This is a genomic window from Sphingobium sp. Leaf26, assembly GCF_001421665.1.
Lineage (GTDB): Bacteria > Pseudomonadota > Alphaproteobacteria > Sphingomonadales > Sphingomonadaceae > Sphingobium.
On the sequence record NZ_LMKV01000028.1, the window covers coordinates 25,932 to 41,756 of the forward strand.

Here is a 15,825-nt window from a genome sequence, read left to right on the forward strand (position 1 = left end):
GTCAATCCATGTGGAACAGCAGGGGGAGCGGCCATTCCTTCGGCTGGTTGCCTGGGCGAACCTCCATCAGCGGCGCCATATAATCCCACCAGCGCTGCATCACCGGATGGTCGGGCAGGCTGTCGCGGCTGTTATCCTCGCGCAGCTTCAGCACCGCGAACAGGCTCAGCGTCTCTTCGTCCAGAAAGATCGAATAGTCGTGGATGCCAGCTTGGGTCAGCAGAGTGGACAATTCCGGCCAGATGGCATCATGGCGCTTGCGATATTCGTCCACCACGCCGGGCTTCAGCTGCATCTTGAAGGCATGGACGGACATATTCTCTCCCCTCGCTCCAGCTTATGAAACCATATTGTGGAACGTTCTACCTATATTTGGTAACACCGTCCCATATGTTCGTCAACGCCAGAGCGGCGTGTTCCGCACTGAAAAGCGCTGCACATCCTCCAGCGCAAAGGGCGGCCGCCGGTCAGGCGTCATCGTCTCCACGGTCAGCCGGTCGATCGCCAGCCCGTCCACATGCCGCGCCCACAAGGCCCAGCAGGGCAGCACGCCGAACATGCTGGGTTCGGGATAGGCGTCGGGCAGTTCATCGGGCACACGCGCCGAATCTGCCGCCGTCCCGCCACCGCGATAAGCCAGATGCACGTCGCGCAGCGTCACATCCCGGATCGGATGGCCGGCAAGCCCGGCGATCGCCGCCGGGAAGCGATGGTCGATCCCGCGCGCATCCACCTCGCGGATCGTCACGCCCACAATCGCGCCGACGCCCGTCCCCTCCGGCCCGCGCCGCCGGTCGCCCAGCCGCAGGAACAGCGGCGCAGTGGTGACGTCGCGCATCGTCAGCCGCTGCGCCACGACATGCTCCATGACGCCACCGTCCACCGTCTCCAGCGCCAGCCCCCGGCAGCGGGTGAAGCGGCAATCCTCGATCCGCACATTGCGGTATCCGCCATTGCTTTCGGTGCCCAGCTTGATCCGCCCCGTCACCCGGTCGCGATCCGGCGCGATGTCTTGGCGGGTCCGCCTCGTGCCATCCACCAGCGACCCCATGTCATAGCCCGACACATCGCAGTCGCGGATCAGGATATTCTCCGCCGCAATGGCCCGGCCCAGCGCATAGCTGCTCTTCACCACGATGCCGTCGTCATTGGGCGAATTGACCCGGCATCGCTCGACCAGCACATCGCGCACGCAATCCAGGTCGATCCCATCCCGCTCGGTATCGATGGTCAACCCCTCGATCCGCAGGTTGCGCGTGCCCGTCGCCAAAATCGCGAAATGCCCGCCCTTCACTATCGTAAAGCCCGACAGATGGATGTCGCGCCCGTTCTTCAGCGCGATCGCCTTATTGCCCTGCCCCTGCATCGCGGCGGCGGCCGGTTCCAACTCCGCAATCTGCGCATCACTCATGCCTTGCATCGACAGCGGCCGCTCGCCCGCCTGCTTCTTCCACCGCGCGCCCGGCCCGTCGCGGGTCAGGCCGATGCCATGGATCATACCCGATCCGATGATCGCCACCTGCTCGACATCCTCGCCCCAGATCAGGCTGTTGCGCCAATGGCTATGCCCGAAATCCTGATAGAGCTGCTCGATGCCCGCTTCGGGCAGGTCATATCGCCCGCCATGGCGCGCCGGATCGGCCGCCTCGATCACTGCCCCTTCGCCAAGCAGCAGGGTGACGCGGCTCTGCAACCGGATCGAAAAGCAGAGGTATCGCCCGCGCGGCAGGATAACCGTCCCGCCGCCGCCCCGCGATGCCGCCGCGATCGCCTCATTGATCGCCTCGCTGTCGATCGCCAGGCCATCGCCCTTGGCCCCATGATCGCGCACATCGAAATGCCGCGCCGCATGCGCCGGAAACACCGGTAGCAGCAGCAGCGCGCCAACACCCAGCGTCACGTCGCGGCGGGACATCAGCATCAATTGCCCGCCGGCCGCTGGTCGCTGCGGATCAGGCTCGGCACGATCGCCACCGTCTCCAACTGCGGTCGCCCCGGCACAAAGGCGGGCGCTGTCACATGCCCGGCCAGCGTCGGCACCTGTGCCCTGATCCGTTCCGCCACCGCCCGCGCCAGCAGCCACGCGCCCGCATCATTATGATGCGTCCTGTCCTTCCCGCCATCGTTGAAGATGGCCGGCGCGCGCTCCGGCCCCAGCGATTCATAGATCGCCCGGCTGTCCGCATTCAGGTCGATCAGCGGCACGCCATCCTCCGCCGCGACCGTGCGCACCGCCGCCGCATAGGCGCCCAGCGTATCTTTGATCCGCCCGGCCGCGTCGAAATTGCGCCGCTCCGGCGACGTCACCAGCACCGGCTGCGCCCCGCGCCGCCGCGCTTCGGCGATATAGGCGCGCAGATAGGCGGGATAGGTCACATCCGGGTCGGCATAGGTCTGCGGCCACTCGGCCTTCTGGTCGTTATGGCCGAACTGGATGAACAGCCAGTCGCCGGCCTTCATCCCCGACAGCAGCTTGTCGAAGCGCAGGTCGGTCAGGAAGGATTTGAGCGTCGCGCCCGACTTGGCATGATTGGCGACGACCACCCTGTCATCCAGCATCGCCGGCAGCATCTGGCCCCAACTGGCGGCCGGCTCGGCATATTGGTCCGTCACGGTCGAATCGCCCGCCAGAAAGATCGTCGGCGCGTGCACCGGCTCGATCCGCACCGAACGGACGGCGGGCCTGCCCAGAAATTCCAGCGTCAGCTTCTCGTCCCATGTAAACTCCTGCCCATCGCGCGCGTCGATTCGCACGGCCTTGCCGCCTGGCGCATTGGCCGGCGGCGGCGTCAGGGCAGGGGTGCGCACATTGACCAGAAAACTCCGCTCGACCGTTTCGCCGCGCCGGGTGCGGACATGGCTCAGCATCAGCCGCCGCGCTTCCGCCTTCACCGTCGTCTCGCCCGCCCGGTTCCCCCCCAGCGTCAGCGTCACCCGATAATCGCCTTGCGGCAACGCCACGGAATACAGGAAGCCGTCCGCGCTGCCGCCCGGCTCGACGCCATGGCCGCCCGCTTCATATGGGCGTTGCCGCTCCGCCGACTCGGGGCGCAGGTCGAAACTATGAGTCGCCATCAGCGGCGTGACGGAAAGCATCAGTACAAGGGCGGCGGATATCGGCATGCGCGGAACCATCCGATGGGGGTAAAGAAAAAGGGAGCGCCACGACGCCGCAGCGCTCCCCCAGATCAACCGCCCGTGCAGGGGCAGGTTGAGTATCTATCCCGTTAAATAGGCATGTAATCCATATATAGGGACTTATCGGCGGTCAATGGGTTCGATCGGTGGGATGGACGATAAAATGATCCACATTGTGAAATGCAAAATCACATGATGATTTTTCTTTCTTTTGTCCGACTAGGCGGATAGGATGACACACGAGTTCACATAGTGGAACCATTTGATCGACCTCCGGGGAGGAGGCGGTCAGGACATTGGGGAGGATAATTATGCCTGTACGTTCCGCGTTCGCCCGCCGCAGCTCGGCCCTTGCGATCGCCTCGACCCTGCTGGTCGCCCTGCCGGCCATCGCCCAGGATCAGCCTGTCGCCGATCAGGCAACCGCTGATTCCGGCACCGCCGACATCGTCGTCACCGGCTTCCGCGCCTCGCTCAACAGCGCGCTCGGCATGAAGCGGAACGAGGCCGCCGCCGTCGATTCGATCGTGGCGGAGGATATCGGCAAATTCCCCGACTCCAACCTGGCTGAATCGATGCAGCGCGTCCCCGGCATCGCGCTGGCCCGCGGCGATGGCGGCGAAGGCCGCAACATCTCGGTCCGTGGCCTTGGCGCCGGCTTCACCCGCGTCCGCATCAACGGTATGGAGGGTACGTCGCAGACCGGTTCGTCCGACATTTATGGCGCGGGCAACAACGGCCGCAGCTTCGACTTCAACGTCTTCCCGACCGAAATCTTCTCGGCCCTTTCGGTGCGCAAGACCACCTCGGCCGATGTCGAGGAAGGCTCGCTCGGCGCGACCGTGGACCTCTCCGCACCCAAGCCGATGGACCAGAAGGAAGACTTCGTCCTCGCCGCCACCATGCGCGGCGTCTATAACGAGCTGTCGAAAAAGGCCGATCCGCGCGCCTCGCTGCTCATCTCCAAGAAGTTCGGCGACAGCGGCTTCGGCATCCTCGGTTCGGTCGCCTATCAGAAGCGCAACCTGCGCGAAGTCGGCTATTCGGCGGTGGATATCCTGTCGGCCAACACCAATGGCGGTTTCTGCTCGCCGCTCGGCGCGCCGATCAACACCGCCGGCCAGACGCCGGAACAGCTCGCCCTGCGCGGCGTAACCGCCGAAAATTGCAGCACCGGCAATCCGCGCACCAGCGATGCCGCCGCCTATCAGGCGATCCAGGATCTGCGCCGCGACGATCTGCCCAATACGCCGGGCAGCGGCGCCTTCCTGCCGCGCCTGCCGCGCTATCTCAACAGCCAGCAGAAGCAGGAACGCATCGGCGGCTCGCTGACGCTGCAATTCCAGCCGGACGACGCGACCGACATTTCGCTCGATTTCCTCTATTCGCGCTTTGAAGTGACGCGGCGCGACAATTATATCGCGGCCGTCTCCTTCGCCCGCAACGCCTCCAACCTCGGCCAGCCGATGACGTCGGTGCGCGAAATCGAATTCGACGACAATGGTTCGTTGGTCCATGGCGTGTTCGACGGCGTCGACATCCGGTCCGAAGGACTGGTCGATCATTTCGTCTCGACCTTCAAGCAGGCCAATTTGAACTTCAAGCGCCAGTTGAACGACAGCCTGGAAATCAGCGGCATCGTCGGCTTCAACCAGTCGGTATGGGACGGCAAGAGCCGCCTCCAGACCTTCATGGATGCGATCGACACCGACGGCTTCTCGATCGACTATCGCGACGGCGGCAGCACGCCCAAGCTGGGGTTCGGCGTAGACGTCAACGATCCCGCCAGCTTCTCCTACGCGCCGACGGTCAACGGCACGGTGCGCGGCGGCTTCAGCTTCCAGGGCAAGCCGTCGAAGAACACCACCGACAATATGACCGCCGAAACCAACCTGAAATGGACGGTCAGCGACGCCCTGTCGATCCGTGGCGGCGCGCAATATCGGCGCAGCGATTTCCTCTCCACCTTCCTGCGCCCCTATAATGCCGACACCGTCGTCCGCGACCTGCCGGCCGGCACCACGCTGGCCGACATCACCACCACCATCGGCGGCGTGGACAAGCTGTGGGGCAATGGCGCCCCGTCGAGCTGGGTCGCGATCGACCCGGCGAAATGGGCCAGCACCTTCGGCTTTGACGATGTCCGCTATTGCGGGATCGAATGTGGCGGTGGCCGCAGCCGGGTCCGCGAAGAGGTGATGAGCGGCTACATCATGGCCAATTTCGACCTCGAAAACGCGATCGGTTTCGGCGTGCGCGGCGATGTCGGCGTGCGCTATGTCAAGACCGACATGGCGTCATCCGGCTATATCGCGCTGGCCGCCGCCACGTCACCCACCGGTCTGACCGGCCAATATGCCGCTGCGAAGAACAGCTATGACGACTGGCTGCCCTCGGCCAATGTCGTGATCGAACCGATCGACAATCTCCTCGTCCGCTTCTCCGGAGCGAAGGTTCTGGCCCGTCCGGAACTCGGCCTGCTGACGCCCACCAGTGGCGTCAATCCGGTCACGCGCGTCGGCAACATCAACAATCCGTTCCTGGACCCGATCCGCGCGACCACCTTCGACGTCGCCCTGGAATGGTATTTCCGTCCCGGCTCGCTGCTCTCGGCCGCCTTCTTCTATAAGGATATCAAGAGCTTCATCCAGAATGTGAACAGCCAGATCCCGTTCAACCAGCTTGGTCTGCCCAACGCGCTGCTGGAAAACAGCAATACCTCGCCGGATGAACTGTTCACCGTGTCGCAGCCGTTCAACACGCCGGGCGGTAAGCTCAAGGGCATCGAACTGAACGCGCAGATTCCCTTCACCTTCTTCGACGGCTTCCTGGGCAATTTCGGCCTGCTGGCCAACTACACCCATGTTACGTCGAAGATTAACTACATCCTCGCCAGCGTGAACGGCACGCCGACGGTGACGACCACGGCGGACCTCGTCGGCCTGTCGCCCAACACCGCGTCGGCCACGCTTTATTATGAGGATGACAAGTTCAGCATCCGCACCACCGGCAACTTCCGCGACCAGTTCATCCGCGGCATCCCGGCCTCGCCCGGCAGCGACCTTCAGGGCAATGCCAAGACCTTCTACATGGATGCCTCGGCCAGCTATAATGTCACCGACCGGCTGAAGGTCATCGTGGAAGCGACCAACCTGACCGACGAACAGAACCGTCTCTATATCGACAGCCAGCGTCAGGACACGCTGTTCGAAACCCGGATCGGCCGCACCTTCACCTTCGGCGTGACCTACCGGATGTAAATTCCTCCATCATCCTCCCCCAAACTCAAGGGCGCGGCCACCCCGGTGACCGCGCCCTTATTGTGTCCGGCTGTCCTATTGTACGTCGCGATGGTAAACTGCCGCTATCGCCGACGCTGCTCGCAACATAATGTCCTATTCCGGATCGAAAATGTCGCAATCAGCGGGAAATGTGCGAAGTTAAGCGCGGACTCTCCTGTTCAGCGCGGCCCGGCATAGCCCACCGCAGCGCTGATCTGCTCGGCCGATCGCATCACCTGCTCGGCCAGCCCGTCGCGCAGGTCGTCGGTCAGATAATGGGCGGCGCTGGCGATCGAGATGGCGATGCAAATCTGTCCCTTGGCATCGCGGATCGGTACCGCGATCGACCGTACCCCGTCGCCCAGTTCGCTGTCGTGCAGCACCTCGCCGCGCGCCTTGTGCCCGCGCATTTCCACGACATAGGCCTGTATCTGCGCCGGCGTCACCTTGCCATCCTTGGCCTCGCCATACAGCCGTTCCCAGCTCGCTTCATCCTCGTCCAGCAGCAGCGCCTTGCCCAGGCCCGTTTCCGCCACCGGCCGTCGATCGCCCGGCGCGGTCGCGACGCGCAGCCGCTGCGTCCCCGTCACCCGGTCCAGATGGCGCGACCAGTCGCCCTCGCGCTTGCCCACGAACACGCAGAATCCGGTGCGGTCCGACAGCAATTCCATGAAAGGTCGGGCGACCCGCACATAGTCGATCTGCTCGGTCGCCAGCACGCCCAGTTGCAACAGCTTCGGCCCCAGCGCAAAGCCGTCGCGCGTCACCGACAGATAGTTGCGCGATTTCAGCGCCTGCACCAGCCGGTGCGCGGTGGTCTTGCTCATGCCCAGCTTGCGCGCAAGGTCTGCGGCGCGGATCGGCCCGTCGATCACCTCGTCCATGATGTCGAGCGCGCGCATCAGCGTCTGCGTCCCCTTGACCGCTTCGGTTCCGTCCTTCTTGTCGTTGCCGTCCTGCATGATGCTCTCGCTATACCGCCGTCCCATATATCGGGGCGTTCCATATAGAGGAAAGCGTATCGGCCAGATTGGGCCTTTTGTCAGCCTGTTTGTTGCGACCATGTAAAAGGCCCGCCGGTCGCTGGGACCGGCGGGCCTGTGATGTGCCTCGATAAGGCGATCAATATTGGATGGTGACAGTCACCGCGCGGCGATTCTGCGCCCAGCTTGCTTCGTCCGACCCCAACGCCGCCGGCCGTTCCTTGCCATAACTGACCGTGGTCAGTCGGCCCGGATCGATCCCCAGCGAAGCGAGATAATTCTTCGCCGCATTGGCCCGACGCTCCCCCAGCGCGATATTATAGTCGCGGGTGCCGCGCTCGTCCGCATGCCCCTCGATCGTGACGCGCACCGACGGATTCTGGCGCAGCCAGGCGGCCTGACTCTGCAAGGTCGCCTGATCCTCGGCATCGACATCATATTGGTCCAGGCCAAATAAGATGCGGTCGGATGCGACCGACGCCATGAAATCTTCCTGGCTGCCCTTGACCGGACCGCCGGTGCCGACGCCAGTGCTGGGTGCGGTCGTGCCGCCATTGCCGCCGGGGGCAGGGGGCAATTCGGCCGGCGGCTTTTTCGAGCAGGCGGCCAATGCGATGATGGCGGTCGCCATGACCAGGGTCCGGGACAATTTCATGAAGGTCTCCTTCGATATTTTCCATGCCGCCCGCTAAGACGGCATCAAGGTCCGTGAAGTTCGTTACGCTGTCAAGACGACTAGGTTCCCCCAAAGAAGCCGCCGGAACGCAACATTATGGCAGCAATGGGCCCCAGGCCGGATCGGACCCGCTGAGCGGCGTCGGAATCCGCCGCTCGTTCACGCCGGTCAGGTCGACCTGCCACACCTGGCTGCTGCCCTGCTTGCCCGGCGTAGTACGGAAAAATTGCAGCACGCGGCCATTGGGCGACCAGGTCGGCTGCTCGTCCTGCCAGCCATTGGTCAGGATGCGCTCATTGTCGCCGCTGGGCGTCATCACCGCCACCTTGAAGTCGCCCGACAGCTTGGTGAAGGCGATCAGGTCGCCGCGCGGCGACCATTCGGGCGTCGCATAGCGACCGCCGCCATGGCTGATCCGCCGCTGGTTGGAGCCGTCGGCGTTCATCACATAGATTTGCTGCCCGCCCGACCGGTCGCTTTCGAACACGATCTGGCTGCCGTCGGGCGAATAGCTGCCACCCACGTCGATGCCCGGAGAATTGGTCAGCCGTACAGGCGTGCCGCCGCTGGCCGACACGCGATAAATGTCGGTGTTGCCCGCCACCGCCATGGAGAAGAGGATGTTGCGGCCATCGGGCGACCAGCGTGGCGCGAAGGTCGCATTGCTGCTTTCCGTCACCAGCTTCTGCTGCCCGGCGCCGATATCGTAGATATAGAGGCGCACCCGGCTGCCCAGATAGCTGACATAGAGGATCGACTTGTAATCGGGCGAAAAGCGCGGCGTCAGCGCCATCGACTGCCCATTGGTGATGAAGCGGTGGTTCGCCCCGTCGCTATCCATGATGGCCAGCCGCTTGACCCGCGCGCCCTTGGGTCCGCTCTCCGCGATATAGGCGATGCGGCTGTCGAAGAAGGGGCTTTCGCCCGACAGCCGGGCGTAGATGGCGTCGGCGCATTTATGCGCGGCCCGTCGCCAGTCGCGTGGCGCAACCACATAGCCCTGCCGCGTCAGCTCCTGCTTGAGCGCGACGTCATAGAGGTAGCAGCCCACGGTAATGTCCGCCTCGCCGCCGGTCGTCCGCACGAACCCCTGCGCCAGCGCCTGATAGGCGCCCCATTTGTCATAGACGGGGTTGGTGACTTCCGGAAAGGCCAGCGCGGGCAATCCGCCCGGACCCGACGGATCGAACAGGCCAGACCCCTTCAGGTCCGACGCGATCACCTCGGCGATCTTGCGGCCCAGTTCGCTGGCCGTGCCGGCCGGCGTCGCGACATCCTGCTGCGCGGGCAGAGCTGGAACGGCGATCTTCAGACTGGCATCGATGTCGCCGGTCACGTCGACCGACAATTGCGCCATCGCCGGCGCAGACAGGGCAGCGGCCAGCGCGACAGTCGCGAGGGCCAGGCGGCGGAGAGGGATGTTCATCGGTTCAGCCTCGCGTCAAAGCGGAGTGGCCGGAGCCATTTCCATTGGTCATAATATTCGGGCGGCATGTTGCGGAAGGGCGACGCCAGCTTCACCGCCTGAATCGCGCGTTCCGCATGCAGCTTGGCCTGCGGCCGGTTGCTGGCGGTCACGCCCTGCTGATCGATAATCTCCGGCGTGCCGATGACGGCACCATTTTTGTCGAGGCGGACCTCCAGCAACGTCACCAACTGGTCGGCATCCGCGCCCGAAGGTGGCCGCCAGTGCGGCTTCAACTGACGACGCAGTTCCGCATCCAGCGCCGACTTCTGTGCCGGCCCCATGGCGGCGGCGGGCGGCGGCGCGGGCTTGCGCGGCGCATCGTCCTTGGTGTCGATGCCCTTCAGGAAATCCTTGCCCAGCAACGATCCCTTGGGCTTGTCCGCCTTGCCAGTGCCCGACGCCTTGGCCGGTGCGTCGCTCTTGCCCTTGGCGTTGCTCTTCGCTCTGGACGGCGCGGCGGCAGCAGCCTTGGGCTTTTCAGGCGCAGGCTTCGCCTTGGCGGCCGGCTTTTCAGGCGCGGGCTTGGCCTTGGGCGCTGGCTTCTCCGGCGCGGGCTTGGGCTTGGCCGGCGTCTTTGCCACCTCTTTCTTGGCCGGCGTCGGCTTTGGCTGAGGCTTGGGCACCTCCTTCACGACCGGCTTGGGCGGGGTCGGTTTGGGCAGGGGCTTGGGTACCGGTTTCGGCTCGGGCGGTGCAGGCGTGGGTTCAGGCGCCGGGGCCGGTTCCGGCGCGGGCTTGGCGTCCTCGGTCGGGCCTTCCTCCGGCGCGACACTGGGCGGCGGCGGCTGGCTCGATATCTGCGGCGCGGTCGATTGCAGCGCGACCTCATCGACCAGGCTGATGTCCATCGGCGGGGACTTCAGCTTCAACGGGTTGGGGGTGGACAGGAAACCGGCGGACAGCAGCCCGAACAGCAGGACGTGTCCTGCCGTCGCGACCCCAAGGCCGATCTTTTCCGTACGCTCCATATCGCTGACCTAGGGCCCCTATTCTGAACTGCCGCTGTCCGACCCGGCATCGGTGCTGACAAGCGATACCTTGTTCAGGCCGGCGCGATTGAGTTCACCCATGACCCGCATCACCCGACCATAGTCCAGCGCCGTATCGGCCCGCAGGAAGATTTGCGGCGGTTCGGGCTGGCCGGCATGGGCCGACGCGATTTCGGCCAGGCGGTCGGGCAGGTCGGCGTCGCCGATCTGGTCGTCGTTGATGAACAGGCCGCCGTCCCGGTCGATCGACACGATCGTCGGCTTGGCATCCGCGTCCAGCCCCTTGGCCCGCGTTTCGGGCAGGTTCACCGGTACGCCCGTCACCAGCAACGGCGCGGTCACCATGAAGATGATCAGCAGCACCAGCATGACGTCGACCAGCGGCGTCACATTGATGTCGGCCATCGGCGCGCGCCCGCGCCCGCGCCGGGCAGAGGGAGGACCGGACATCGCCATCAGCGCGCTCCCTTGTTTGCAGCGATGCCCAAGGTCATCGCTGCGCCTCCAACTCACGGCTCAGCGTCGCATAGAAGCTGTCGGCAAAGCGGGTCAGTCCCGCTTCCAGCCGGTTGATGCCATGGCTGAACCGGTTGTAGGCGATCAGCGCCGGGATCGCCGCGAACAGACCGATGGCGGTCGCGAACAGCGCCTCGGCAATGCCCGGCGCCACCACGGCAAGCGAACTATTCTGCTCGGCCGCGATGCTGGTGAAGGCGCGCATGATGCCCCACACCGTGCCGAACAGGCCGATGAACGGCGCGGCCGACGCCACCGTCGCCAAAATGTTCAGCCGGTCCGACAGCCGATCCACCTCGGACGCGATCGTGCTCGACATCGACGTCGCCAGCCGGTCGCGCGTCCCGTCGCGATCGACCACCTTCTGCGCGGTCGATCGCCGCCATTCGGTGACGCCCGCCGCCATCACCTTGGCCGCCGGGAATTCCGCCTTGCCGCGGGATTCATAAAAGCGGTCGATATCCTCCGCCTTCCAGAAATCGGCCTCGAACTTGCGGCTTTCCTTGCTCGCCTTGCGCAGGCTGACGCTGAAGGACAGGATGATCGCCCAGGTCCAGATGCTGGCCAGCAACAGGCCCAGCATCACGCCTTTCACGACGATGTCGGCCTGAAGGAACAGGGCAAGCGGGGAAATGGTCGCGGCGTCGGTAATGGCGCCGGCAGGCAGGTTGAGCGTCATGGGTGAAGGTCTTCCCCTTGGAGCAGGCGAGTGAAAATGTCGGTCCAGGCCTTGGGCTGGCGCTGCGGGCGGCCCTGCGGCGTCAGCCAGGCGACGGAAATGCTGGCGTTCGTCAACTCTTCCGCGCCGCACCTGACTGACTGATGAATGGCGCAACTGGCGGCGCGCACCGCCGTCACATGGCTGACCACCATCAGGTCATCGTCCAGCCGGGCGGGGCGGCGATATTTGATCTGAAGGTCGGTGACGGCATAGACGCCCGCACCGTCTTCATGGTTGCCGCGCTGGTCGATGCCCGCAACGCGCAGCATGTCGGACCGGGCGCGCTCCATATAGCGCAGATAATTGGCGTGGTAGACGAGGCCGGACAGGTCGGTATCCTCGAAATAGACGCGCACGGGGAAATGATGCACGGCGGCAATGAAGCGTCCGGTGGCCGGCGCGGGCATCATTTCGGAAACAGACATGCCGGGCTTTTAACCATGGCCGCCGCGCAGCGCAAAGCCGGAAATGGCGGCCCCGCTCAATCCGTCCGTCGTGACGGCACGCTACGCCGCCTGCTGCATTAGACAGTAGCCCCCATGGCGCCGCGCAGCTAAGGGATTGAGCATTCATGAGGGAGAGACAGGCATGACGGATATTCGGACGGTAGGCGTGATCGGCGCGGGCCAGATGGGGGCGGGCATCGCCCAGGTCGCCGCGCAGGCGGGCTATGAGGTCATCCTCTCGGACGTCGACCTGCCCCGCGCGGAAAAGGGGCTGGCTGGCATCGCCAAGCTGCTGGCCCGCGCCGTGGAAAAGGAAAAGATCAGCCAGGCCGATGCGGATGCCGCGCTCGCCCGCATCACCCCGGCCGGCGACATCGCGCCGCTGGCTGGCGCGCAACTGGTGATCGAGGCCGCGACCGAGCGTGAGGAGGTGAAGCGCGCCATCTTCGCCAATGTCGGCAAGATCCTCGCCCCCGACGCGATCCTCGCCACCAACACATCCTCCATCCCCATCACCCGACTGGCCCAGGCCGCGCCCGATGCCGGCCGCTTCGTCGGCGTTCATTTCTTCAACCCCGTCCCGGTGATGGTGCTGGTGGAGGTCATTCGCGGCCTTGCCACCACGCCCGAAACCATCGCCGCGGTGGAGGGCTTCGCCTCGCGCATCGGCAAGACCACGGTCCACGCCTTCGACGCGCCGGGCTTCGTGGTGAACCGCATCCTGCTGCCGATGCTCAATGAAGCCGTGTTCGTGCTGGGCGAAGGCGTGGGCAGCGTCACCGACATCGATCAGGGCTGCAAGCTTGGCCTCAATCACCCGATGGGACCGCTGACCCTGCTCGATTTCGTTGGCCTCGACACAGCGCTCGAAATTCTCAACGTCTTCCTCACCACCACCGGCGACCCCAAATATCGCCCGGCGCCGCTGCTGGTCAAATATGTCGAGGCCGGCTGGTACGGTCGCAAGACCGGCAAGGGCTTCTACGACTATAGCGGCGCTGAACCGGTCCCCACGCGCTGAGGCCAATCCTCCCCGTCCGCGGGGAGGTGGCGCCCCGCAGGGGTGACGGAGGGGGGGCGCCGCTTGAGGCCGCACTGGCCGAACGCCCCCTCCACCACTGGCTTTGCCAGCGGCCCTCTTCGGCAGAGGAACGGCACTCTGCCGAACCGTGCCGGGGAGGATCAGCCCGCGCTCAGGCCATGTTTCTTCATGCAGTGACGCAACTGGTCGTAGGTGAGGCCCAGCCCCTTGGCGGTCGCGCGCTGATTGTAGCGGAACCGGTCCAGCGCCGCGCGGATGATCGCCGCCTCATGCCCGTCCACCGCCGCGCGCAAGTCGCTGATATCCTCGAACATGATCGCCGGCGCGGCGACGGCAACCGGGGCAGCGGCATCGCCCGCCGGCGCAGCGCTCGCCTTCGGCATCATCGGCCTGGGCTTCCACGGTGATGCGAACGGGTCGAAGGTGATGCGGCTGATCGGCCGCCCCGGCTCTTCCCAGCGATAGACGGCGCGTTCCACCACATTGCGCAGTTCGCGGACATTGCCCGGCCAGCCATGGCCCTCCAGTTCCGCCGCGCAGGCCGCGGTAAAGCCCGGCCATTGCGGCCAGTTGCGCTCGGCAGCCATGCGCCGCCCGAAATGATCCGCCAGTACCGTGATGTCCCCCTCCCGCGCGCGCAGCGGGGGCAGGGTGATGACCTCGAAACTCAGCCGGTCGAGCAAATCGGGCCGGAACCGCCCGTCCTCCGCCGCGGCGGGCAGATCCTCATTGGTCGCCGCCACGATCCGCACGTCCACGGTCAGCGGCTTCGACGCGCCGATCCGCGTCACCTCGCCATATTCGACCACGCGCAACAGCCGTTCCTGCGCCGCCATCGACAATGTGCCCAGCTCATCCAGGAACAGCGTCCCGCCATCGGCATCCTCGAACCGGCCGGGCCGCGCCTTGGTCGCGCCGGTGAACGCGCCCTGCTCATGGCCGAACAGTTCCGCCTCGATCAGCGTCTCCGGCAGGGCGGCGCAGTTCATCGTGATGAGCGGCTCGCCCCAGCGCGGCGACAGATGGTGCAGTCGCTCGGCGATCAGCTCCTTGCCGGTGCCGCGCTCGCCGATCACCAGCACCGGCCGGTTCAGTTCGGCCGCGCGCCCAGCCTGCTCGACCGCGTCGAGAAAGGCGAAGCTCTGGCCGACAAACTGCGTATTTTTCTCCATGCGCCAACTTATGGTGAAATTTCCCACTCCTTGGCAAGCGGCATATTGGCACGGTGTCGCGGCAGGACTGAAAATTCCAGCAAATCCGCCATTTCCTGAAACTGGCACGGCCTCTGCAAAGCTGGGGACAATCCGCAATCAATCGCGGAACCTATGAAGGCCAAGATTCAGGGAGTATGACCATGACCAACCAGACCAACAGCGTTCGCGAAATCGGCCAGCTGATGTCGGTCGCTATCGTCGCCGTTCTGTTCGGATCGACCATGATCCTTTCGGCGGTCGGCCCGGCCAGCGCCAGCGAAATCCCGGTCCTCGCGACGCAACACACCCCCGCAGCCCTGCGCTATCTGGCGTAAGGCCGCACCCCCGGCCGGGGCGGGACTTGCCCCCTCTCGCCCGCCCCGGTACCTGAACCAAGTTACGACCAGGAGTGACGTTAAAATGGGTATTTTCTCCCGCACCCGCGACATCATCGCCGCCAATGTGACCGACCTGCTCGACAAGGCCGAAGATCCCGCGAAGATGATCCGCATGATCATCCTCGAAATGGAGGAAACTTTGGTCGAGGTGCGCGCGTCCGCCGCCCGCACCATCGCCGACCAGAAGGAAATGCGCCGCCACATCGCCAAGCTGAATGCCTTGCAGGATAGCTGGACCGAAAAGGCGCAGTTGGCTTTGTCGAAGGATCGCGAAGACCTCGCCAAGGCCGCGCTGGTCGAGCGCCAGAAGGCAGCCGACATGGCCGATCATCTCAATCATGAGATCGAGACGCTGGACGAAGCCCTGCGCGCCTCGGAAGAGGATATCGCCAAGCTGCAAGGCAAGCTGCGCGAGGCCCGCGCCCGCCAGAACAGCCTGGTCACCCGCATGCAGAGCGCCGAAAACCGCCTGCGCGTCCGCGAAGCCTATGCCGGCGAGAAGGTCAACGACGCCTTCGCCCGCTTCGACATGCTGGAACGCCGCGTCGATATGGCCGAAGGCCGCGCCGACGCCGTGACGCTGGGCGGTCAGCCCAAGACGCTGGAGGAAGAGATTGCGGAATTGAAGTCGGCCGACAAGGTCGATGCCGATCTGGCCGCGCTCAAGGCCAGCATGAACGCCGACAAGACCGGGGGAGCCTGATCCGATGGAAGACATATTCCTGCCGATCATGGTCTGCGGCATGCTGTTCATCGGCATGCCCTGGCTGATCTTCCACTATGTCACCAAGTGGAAGCAGGCGCCCAAGATCACCGACGAGGATGAGAAGCTGCTGGACGAACTCCACCTTCTCGCCCGCCGCCTCGAAGAACGGCTCCAGACGATCGAACGGATCGTCGCCGCCGACAATCCCGATTTCCGCCCCTCTCGCCCATCGGTCGACGATGGCTACGAACTCGACCGGAGGAATTGA

Annotated in this window: 16 protein-coding genes; 5 read left to right on the forward strand and 11 right to left on the reverse strand. The window is 64.9% G+C overall.

Annotated elements, in window-relative coordinates:
• Window position 1: 1 nt before the first annotated feature.
• From ASE85_RS15810 to ASE85_RS15820, 3 genes are all read right to left on the reverse strand, one after another.
• Window positions 2-316: an L-rhamnose mutarotase gene (locus ASE85_RS15810; protein WP_056690425.1), complete on the reverse strand. Its 315-nt coding sequence runs from the start codon at window positions 314-316 to the stop codon at window positions 2-4.
• Window positions 317-397: 81 nt separating this feature from the next.
• Window positions 398-1,921, reverse strand: a complete 1,524-nt coding sequence (locus tag ASE85_RS15815; RefSeq protein ID WP_235523575.1) for a rhamnogalacturonidase — start codon at window positions 1,919-1,921, stop codon at window positions 398-400.
• Window positions 1,921-3,123: a rhamnogalacturonan acetylesterase gene (locus tag ASE85_RS15820; RefSeq protein ID WP_056691225.1), complete on the reverse strand. Its 1,203-nt coding sequence runs from the start codon at window positions 3,121-3,123 to the stop codon at window positions 1,921-1,923. The genes ASE85_RS15815 and ASE85_RS15820 overlap by 1 nt, the downstream gene beginning before the upstream one ends.
• A 326-nt stretch (window positions 3,124-3,449) precedes the next feature.
• On the opposite strand from ASE85_RS15820, the gene ASE85_RS15825 reads away from it, so the two are divergent.
• On the forward strand, window positions 3,450-6,398 hold the full coding sequence (locus ASE85_RS15825) for a TonB-dependent receptor (RefSeq protein ID WP_056690427.1): 2,949 nt from the start codon (window positions 3,450-3,452) through the stop codon (window positions 6,396-6,398).
• 200 nt (window positions 6,399-6,598) lie between these two features.
• Here the strand turns inward: ASE85_RS15825 and ASE85_RS15830 are convergent, their stop codons facing one another.
• The 7 genes from ASE85_RS15830 to ASE85_RS15860 form a co-directional block, all read right to left on the reverse strand.
• Complete coding sequence (locus ASE85_RS15830) at window positions 6,599-7,408, reverse strand: IclR family transcriptional regulator (protein ID WP_235523576.1); 810 nt, start codon at window positions 7,406-7,408, stop codon at window positions 6,599-6,601.
• 133 nt (window positions 7,409-7,541) lie between these two features.
• The gene (gene pal / locus ASE85_RS15835; RefSeq protein WP_056690432.1) at window positions 7,542-8,057 is read right to left on the reverse strand and encodes a peptidoglycan-associated lipoprotein Pal; all 516 of its coding nucleotides are present in this window, start codon (window positions 8,055-8,057) and stop codon (window positions 7,542-7,544) included.
• A 115-nt stretch (window positions 8,058-8,172) separates the two neighbouring features.
• On the reverse strand, window positions 8,173-9,504 hold the full coding sequence (gene tolB / locus ASE85_RS15840) for a Tol-Pal system beta propeller repeat protein TolB (RefSeq protein ID WP_056690435.1): 1,332 nt from the start codon (window positions 9,502-9,504) through the stop codon (window positions 8,173-8,175).
• Window positions 9,501-10,514 (reverse strand): hypothetical protein, encoded by a 1,014-nt coding sequence (locus ASE85_RS15845; protein ID WP_056690438.1) that lies wholly within the window; start codon window positions 10,512-10,514, stop codon window positions 9,501-9,503. The genes tolB and ASE85_RS15845 overlap by 4 nt, the downstream gene beginning before the upstream one ends.
• 18 nt (window positions 10,515-10,532) lie before the next feature.
• Window positions 10,533-10,991, reverse strand: coding sequence for an ExbD/TolR family protein (locus ASE85_RS15850; RefSeq protein WP_056690442.1), 459 nt, complete (start codon window positions 10,989-10,991; stop codon window positions 10,533-10,535).
• 34 nt (window positions 10,992-11,025) lie between these two features.
• A complete protein-coding gene (gene tolQ, locus ASE85_RS15855; RefSeq protein WP_056690445.1) occupies window positions 11,026-11,730 on the reverse strand; it encodes a protein TolQ in 705 nt (234 codons plus the stop codon).
• Window positions 11,727-12,197 carry a YbgC/FadM family acyl-CoA thioesterase gene (locus ASE85_RS15860; RefSeq protein WP_056690447.1) on the reverse strand — a complete coding sequence of 157 codons (471 nt, stop codon included), beginning with the start codon at window positions 12,195-12,197 and terminating at the stop codon, window positions 11,727-11,729. Before ASE85_RS15860 ends, tolQ begins: the two co-directional genes overlap by 4 nt.
• 163 nt (window positions 12,198-12,360) lie before the next feature.
• Here ASE85_RS15860 and ASE85_RS15865 point away from each other — a divergent pair, with 163 nt between their 5' ends.
• On the forward strand, window positions 12,361-13,239 hold the full coding sequence (locus ASE85_RS15865) for a 3-hydroxybutyryl-CoA dehydrogenase (protein WP_056690451.1): 879 nt from the start codon (window positions 12,361-12,363) through the stop codon (window positions 13,237-13,239).
• A gap of 161 nt (window positions 13,240-13,400) precedes the next feature.
• Here ASE85_RS15865 and pspF read toward each other — a convergent pair whose 3' ends face one another.
• Window positions 13,401-14,432 carry a phage shock protein operon transcriptional activator gene (pspF, locus tag ASE85_RS15870; protein WP_056690455.1) on the reverse strand — a complete coding sequence of 344 codons (1,032 nt, stop codon included), beginning with the start codon at window positions 14,430-14,432 and terminating at the stop codon, window positions 13,401-13,403.
• Between the two features lie 182 nt (window positions 14,433-14,614).
• On the opposite strand from pspF, the gene ASE85_RS23580 reads away from it, so the two are divergent.
• The 3 genes from ASE85_RS23580 (at window position 14,615) to pspB (ending at window position 15,825) form a co-directional block, all read left to right on the forward strand.
• Complete coding sequence (locus ASE85_RS23580; protein ID WP_200928384.1) at window positions 14,615-14,788, forward strand: hypothetical protein; 174 nt, start codon at window positions 14,615-14,617, stop codon at window positions 14,786-14,788.
• A gap of 85 nt (window positions 14,789-14,873) precedes the next feature.
• Window positions 14,874-15,554, forward strand: coding sequence for a phage shock protein PspA (gene pspA, locus ASE85_RS15880; RefSeq protein ID WP_056690460.1), 681 nt, complete (start codon window positions 14,874-14,876; stop codon window positions 15,552-15,554).
• A 4-nt stretch (window positions 15,555-15,558) separates the two neighbouring features.
• Window positions 15,559-15,825 (forward strand): envelope stress response membrane protein PspB, encoded by a 267-nt coding sequence (gene pspB / locus ASE85_RS15885; RefSeq protein WP_056690463.1) that lies wholly within the window; start codon window positions 15,559-15,561, stop codon window positions 15,823-15,825.

Excerpts from the sequence above, each read along its gene's own strand:
- ASE85_RS15810 (WP_056690425.1), bottom strand. The coding sequence starts at position 316 with ATGTCCGTCCATGCCTTCAAGATGCAGCTGAAGCCCGGCGTGGTGGAC.
- ASE85_RS15815 (WP_235523575.1), bottom strand. The coding sequence starts at position 1,921 with ATGCTGATGTCCCGCCGCGACGTGACGCTGGGTGTTGGCGCGCTGCTG.
- ASE85_RS15820 (WP_056691225.1), bottom strand. The coding sequence starts at position 3,123 with ATGCCGATATCCGCCGCCCTTGTACTGATGCTTTCCGTCACGCCGCTG.
- ASE85_RS15825 (WP_056690427.1), top strand. The coding sequence starts at position 3,450 with ATGCCTGTACGTTCCGCGTTCGCCCGCCGCAGCTCGGCCCTTGCGATC.
- ASE85_RS15830 (WP_235523576.1), bottom strand. The coding sequence starts at position 7,408 with ATGGGACGGCGGTATAGCGAGAGCATCATGCAGGACGGCAACGACAAG.
- pal (WP_056690432.1), bottom strand. The coding sequence starts at position 8,057 with ATGAAATTGTCCCGGACCCTGGTCATGGCGACCGCCATCATCGCATTG.
- tolB (WP_056690435.1), bottom strand. The coding sequence starts at position 9,504 with ATGAACATCCCTCTCCGCCGCCTGGCCCTCGCGACTGTCGCGCTGGCC.
- ASE85_RS15845 (WP_056690438.1), bottom strand. The coding sequence starts at position 10,514 with ATGGAGCGTACGGAAAAGATCGGCCTTGGGGTCGCGACGGCAGGACAC.
- ASE85_RS15850 (WP_056690442.1), bottom strand. The coding sequence starts at position 10,991 with ATGGCGATGTCCGGTCCTCCCTCTGCCCGGCGCGGGCGCGGGCGCGCG.
- tolQ (WP_056690445.1), bottom strand. The coding sequence starts at position 11,730 with ATGACGCTCAACCTGCCTGCCGGCGCCATTACCGACGCCGCGACCATT.
- ASE85_RS15860 (WP_056690447.1), bottom strand. The coding sequence starts at position 12,197 with ATGTCTGTTTCCGAAATGATGCCCGCGCCGGCCACCGGACGCTTCATT.
- ASE85_RS15865 (WP_056690451.1), top strand. The coding sequence starts at position 12,361 with ATGACGGATATTCGGACGGTAGGCGTGATCGGCGCGGGCCAGATGGGG.
- pspF (WP_056690455.1), bottom strand. The coding sequence starts at position 14,432 with ATGGAGAAAAATACGCAGTTTGTCGGCCAGAGCTTCGCCTTTCTCGAC.
- ASE85_RS23580 (WP_200928384.1), top strand. The coding sequence starts at position 14,615 with ATGACCAACCAGACCAACAGCGTTCGCGAAATCGGCCAGCTGATGTCG.
- pspA (WP_056690460.1), top strand. The coding sequence starts at position 14,874 with ATGGGTATTTTCTCCCGCACCCGCGACATCATCGCCGCCAATGTGACC.
- pspB (WP_056690463.1), top strand. The coding sequence starts at position 15,559 with ATGGAAGACATATTCCTGCCGATCATGGTCTGCGGCATGCTGTTCATC.